Origin of the sequence: Yoonia sp. (genome assembly GCF_046498525.1) — a bacterium.
Taxonomy (GTDB): Bacteria; Pseudomonadota; Alphaproteobacteria; order Rhodobacterales; family Rhodobacteraceae; genus Yoonia.
The window spans coordinates 1-5,492 of the sequence record NZ_JAWOAN010000267.1 but is presented as its reverse complement, the minus strand read 5'-3'; the positions used below and the strand labels follow the sequence as shown (position 1 = coordinate 5,492).

Sequence of the window (5,492 nt, the reverse complement as noted above, 5' to 3'; positions counted from 1 at the left end):
ATATTCCGAAACCGCCTGCCGTAGAGGTGTACTGAAAGTGTTTCTTCGGTAATTGCATTGTAGACACCCTTGCAAATATGAGGCCGGTGAAATGACCTTGTCGATGAAAACGGCACAGGATACAAAACGGGACCATCAAACGCATGTTCCACTTCGCCAGTTTCATGCGAAAAATAATGAAGCGCCTCTGGGCCGCACACCCCCCAAGGCATCAACGACATATGCACGCCTTTGCCGTTATCTTTCAGTGACTGAAGTTCCGCTTGTCGTTTTTTAGACGCCCAAGGCGGAACCGGGTATTCATCTTTGGTCAGTTCAAGCATTGACCGCAATGTCCGAGAGTCCTTTGGCAATCCAAGGATTCCGGAAAAGATGATCCGTCTTCTGTCAGAGCCCCATCCGAAGAAGAATCCATGATCCCGCCTGATGAATGGCTTCAGACAGTAGGCATCGGTATCAATCCAAAGGCAGTCGACTTGATCAAGAAGCCGTAGGCGAAACACATCCGAGTGGAATGCCGGGCTGCCAGTGTTGACGTGATAAATAATCTCGTCCGACGGCATTATGTCGCGTGCATCGCGGACCTCCACCCCATCTGGCACAGATGCAACATCTTCATATAGGTAAAGGATCGTGCGGTGCCCATTCCAAAGAAAGGATTCGAGACAAATTTGTTCCATCCAAGATAGCTCTGGGCCGATCCAAAGACTGGCAACATCATATACCGTCATCCGTGCACCTAATTCTTGTGGTCATTCTTGGCTGAGGCTGTCTACATCAACAACCGATATATCGGCTTAATTTTTGGCATCAAGTATTGGCCAAATTCTGTGACCTTGAGTACGTTTCAAACCCAAATGCGTCAGATCACGCGGCCGAGCAATGTTTAGAGATTTCACTCTCTCCATCCCTCTAATAACGGGTTTCGTATTTGCATCATCAAATACGACAAATCCTCCTTTTTTCATAAGAGGAAGTATTGCAAGAAGTTCTCTGAGGTGTGTATCTTTTGAACCATCCAAATGAAGAGCATCGATGATCATCGATGGGTTTTCTAAGGCAAGCTTGGGCATCTCAACGAGAGAATTTCCTTTGACAAATGAACATCGATTGGGAAACTCGTTTTCAAGCCAACGAAATGCAGCTGGTACATATTTTTCTACGGGAGACCAACTCGGCTGAAGTCTCTCTGCCACGTCGATGCCAATAACCTTCAGATTCGGATTCGAGCTGAGCGCCAGAAACAGACTGTGCCCGCCATTCACTCCAACCTCCAATAGCGTCGTTACATGCTTCGCAAGCTCAAAAAAGTTCTTTCTTTTAGGTTCAAATTTTTGAAGCAGATCGCCATCCATAAAGCCCTCATCCTTATGCCCATAGAAGAGGTTGCCGTTCAGAGAGGGTTCTTCGTCGATCGTTTTCATAGATTCTACAAGAGCATTGTTCAAAGAATTCAGTCGCTTACGCCATGCAGGATCTGCGATCATTTCTTCATAATTGCTGTAACCATAGTTCCTAGTCATCAGACCACCTCACGTCCTATACAGCCGACCAAACACGTCCTAGTTCGATCTATGATCTGGCGGAGATTTGCAAGTCCACAAAAGATTGGAAATAGAGAGTAGGTGCAGACTTACATTTTGTCTTCACTGACTTTTGAATCAAGATTACAGTGGCATAATTTCGGGGGAACATTGCGCGTCATAAGGACCTCGGGGTGACAATCTTGATAAGTTAGAGGTCCTCTAGCTCCGAGGGTCGCGAACTCCATTTTTAGTCAAGCTTGCGCATGATCCGCGCACGCCGGTTACGATACCTTTGTTGATTGGGTGCAACCCGTGCGGCGCGATCAAGTGCCGCGATCGCTGCAGTCGGATTGTTTGTCTTGCGGTAAACCTCTGCGAGGTGCGCATGCAATTGGGCGGTGCTGTCATCCATTGCTGCAGATCTTTCCAACGACTTGATTGCGCTGTGCGTGTCACCCGAGTTTTCATGGATCAGTCCCGTCAAGAAATGCCAGAACGCATGATCCGGCCCTTTGGTCATGCATATTTTCATCTGCCCCAGCGCACCGTCGTAATCTCCTCTCAGCATAAGGATTTCCGCGTGACGCTTTCGCACAAGCTGGTCGTCAGGCGCATGATCGAGCGCTTGTTCGTTTTGTTTCAATGCACTGTCCAGATCGCCCATACGGGCATCCAAAAGCGCACAAAAGCTGAAAGGGCCGGCCCCGGGGCTATAGTGTTCGCTCCCTGCAAGTTTTGCACGCATTGTGGTGAGCTGGTGTTTGGCGCCCAACAACTTTTGTGTTTTGCCATCCAGCGGGAACCACGGCCACTCGATTGCAATTGATGACAAATCTAAAGCGCGCGCACGAATGATCTTGTTTTGTTGGAGTACGATGTTGTGAAGCTGGTACCCAAGCTCCAGAGCCATGACAGTGGCACGATCGAACGGAAGCGTTTCGCCGGGCCGCAATCGCTGTCGTCGTATCATGAAAGTCCCGACAACGGTTACATCCGGCAAGGATGGTTTCTGCCAGAAACCACGCAAGAAAGACGTCCGGGCACGCACCGCTTTCCCAAGCGCCCCGAGGATATGTGCCCGGATCGCAAGTGCGGAAACATAGTTTTCCTGCCATTGATCGGGGTTATCGATTGCAGCTTGAACATGTTCAAGCGCTTCGTCCCATTTATTCAAATAAATACAGTTCGCGGCTTGTATGAGAGGCAAGAAAGCATTGTCTGCACCCGCGTCGAGAATTTTCCGCGCAATGTCCCATGCCTCTTCTTCCCGGCCACTCACCTGCAACCTGCGGGCCGCTTTTGCATAGATGTGTGCGGCTTCGCTTGGCGTAATAAACTGCGATACGCCGGTGTGAAACCTGTCAATCGTTTTGGCGTATGCTTCTTCTCTTTCGTTCGCATCCATCACTTCATGAAAGCATTTTCGCTCTTGGCCGCTCAGACGTGCAGCCGCGCGGCTGAAGGCGCTGACAGGGGGCGCGATAATTTGCGAGGCAAGAGACATTGCATAGAGTTCAAGAAAGTCGCGTTGGACCGGCTTGCAGGCATCCAGATCAACCAAATCGGCCATGCGCCGAAGCTGAGGATGTTTGGTCATCAAACCTGCGATACTTTCAGGTTGATCAGAGAACACCAGCGCGGCTGCACCCGTATTCTTGTCCAGATAGGCCGAATAGAGTTCGTCAGGTTCAATTTTCGACGGCCATTCCTTATGCTTCCAGGGGGCTTCATTCAAAATGTCGCCGCGACGAATATGATAGGCAAAAACCGGGCCCGGCAATGCAGACATGGCGTCTTCGATCTGTGCCATGTGCTGCTTTACAGATTGGTTGAAACCGATCCGCGAAATAAAGGCACGAAACCGTTTCTGGAAATCTGCGTTCGCCTCCCAAGGCAGTTCTTCTGTCTCAAAACCTTCATCGAGCAGCACATGCCCGCCGCTTGCAAGATGCTCTTCCAGATTTTTTGGGTCAGGGTCGCGCCTGAAGATATCGATTGGCTTTGTCAGGTGGTCAATCAGTTCAAAGTCGGCGTTGGCAATGAAATGCCGGTCGATGAAACCAGAATCGAAAAGGTCGCGTGGTGTGTCGAGCTTTGGCGCGACTGCACCACGCGGGAACCAATTGATGCGAAAATCCGTATCGTAGTCTTCGGCGAGCCTAATGCTGTTGAGCATCATCAAGAGGCGCGCACCCAGCTGGTCCTTCCTCAGGCCAACAAAAAACCCACGACCGGAAGCCCCCCGCAGCATGTTAATTCCACCTTTTGCAACAGCTGAAAATCCTATACGGTGCAACGAGGTACAGCAAGCGCTGGCGCTGAGGGAAGCAAAGAAACCATTGGATTTGTTACTGTGACACCGCACGTATTGCTTGGTACTTTTGTGGCGAAGCGCTGATGGGGTTTCCAGATGTGAAGACCGCTTATGAACCCGCAAACCACTTCAAGCGTAGTGTAACTGCAACGCAAGAGAGTTCGCCCCCAAAACCGCCAGAGCCAGACCCTGCAGCGATGCCGCGATGGTTTGCCGAAATCAACCTCGGCGGTGCCAATGAAGGATCTTATACCCGGCTCAAACACCATGCTGTTGTCTGCATTCGTCGAGATCCCAAGCGGCTTGCGGTGACTTTCGACAATTTGTCGAGCGTCAATAATACGTCCGCTGATCGGGAACCTTGGGCTTACAAATTTGTACGCGACAACGGGTATTCGCACCTGTCCGTTATGGCTGGCCGAAAGGATTGGTATCGCGACCCGCAACTTATTTCATATCTTGAAAAACTGGCGGCCGACGGGTTTTTTGCGTCTTTTGACAAAGTAATTTTCTCTGGGACCTCAATGGGTGGGTTTGCCGCGCTTGCCTTTTCTTCACTGTCGCCGGGCGCGACTGTTGTCAGCTTCAATCCGCAAACTACTCTGGAGCAGGCGCTTGTTCCTTGGGAGACGCGCTTTAGCAATGGACGCAGGCGTGACTGGTCCCTGCCCTATAGCGATTGTGCCTTCGAAATTGATAAGGTCAAAAAAGCTTTCGTCTTATTCGATCCCTTTTACGAGCCGGATCGCCGTCATGTCGCACGGCTGGAAGGTGACAACGTGATCTTTCTCAAGACATGGTGTTCGGGGCACTTTTCTCCGGTCTTCTTGCGGCGGGCCGGCCTTCTGAAGCCAATCATGCAGCACGCTTTCGACGATACGTTGACCCCTGAGGTCTTCTACCGCCTGTTTCGTGCGCGTCGCATGCTACCTTGGTACAGAAAGTCGCTTATTGAAAACCTGCAGCAACGCGGGCACCGCGATCTGGCCACGCGCGTCACACCCGCATTTCGCAAGCTCAAGCAAGGTTAACGCATTGAGCTAGCGCAAGAATGAGCGGAACCCTCTTGCAGTGCGTGGGTTCAAAAACGGCCATGCGCCAAAGGTAGTGGGGGTGAATCCGTGGCCCATCAACCACTGATCAGCCCGACCCGTTGGTGCGCACGTTGACCGAGACCATAAAGATGCAGCGCGGAGCTTTCGGCAAAAAGCAGAACCTCGGCATCGTGCACCAAAGTGATCTGATCGGATAAGCTCAGTTGCTTTGGTGCGACCACTTCGTAACCATCCGCGCAAAGCAGTTTCTCAATAACGTCCTGCGCTGTGCAAAGCGGGCGATATCGCGTCGGTTGCTTGTGCAAGGGGACGCTATTTCGCAGCCCCGGCATCTCAAGGATTGGCTTGCAATAGGGGTAATAGAAAGGTCTCGCTTGATTTCGGGGCGCGCGGCGTCGATGCAAAGTATGCACCACGAGTATCGCATTGCGGAACTGGCACCGCCCCGTACAACGCGGCGATATGAACTGCATCGTTGGGCCGCTCCGTTTCTATTGGTTGTTTCATTTTCCTATCCAACGGGCCGCTAGCGTTTGATACGTGAAGAGAATCCATTTTGACCAATTGTTTAAAGCTGGTAGAGAACCATTATGACAC

The 5,492-nt window shown here is 51.1% G+C and carries 4 protein-coding genes and 1 pseudogene; 1 reads left to right on the top strand and 4 read right to left on the bottom strand.

Features of this window, described 5'->3' with window-relative positions:
• The 3 genes and pseudogenes from R6T97_RS15880 to R6T97_RS15870 all read right to left on the bottom strand — a co-directional run.
• A pseudogene (locus R6T97_RS15880) lies at positions 1–731 on the bottom strand (class I SAM-dependent methyltransferase); the annotation flags it as partial.
• Between the two features lie 66 nt (positions 732–797).
• Positions 798–1,523, bottom strand: coding sequence for a class I SAM-dependent methyltransferase (locus R6T97_RS15875; protein ID WP_410350258.1), 726 nt, complete (start codon positions 1,521–1,523; stop codon positions 798–800).
• 250 nt (positions 1,524–1,773) lie between these two features.
• Positions 1,774–3,777 (bottom strand): tetratricopeptide repeat protein, encoded by a 2,004-nt coding sequence (locus tag R6T97_RS15870; protein ID WP_410350257.1) that lies wholly within the window; start codon positions 3,775–3,777, stop codon positions 1,774–1,776.
• Positions 3,778–3,923: 146 nt separating this feature from the next.
• Here R6T97_RS15870 and R6T97_RS15865 point away from each other — a divergent pair, with 146 nt between their 5' ends.
• Positions 3,924–4,871: a hypothetical protein gene (locus R6T97_RS15865; protein ID WP_410350256.1), complete on the top strand. Its 948-nt coding sequence runs from the start codon at positions 3,924–3,926 to the stop codon at positions 4,869–4,871.
• A gap of 98 nt (positions 4,872–4,969) precedes the next feature.
• Here the strand turns inward: R6T97_RS15865 and R6T97_RS15860 are convergent, their stop codons facing one another.
• A complete protein-coding gene (locus R6T97_RS15860) occupies positions 4,970–5,200 on the bottom strand; it encodes a hypothetical protein (protein WP_410350255.1) in 231 nt (76 codons plus the stop codon).
• Positions 5,201–5,492 lie beyond the last annotated feature (292 nt).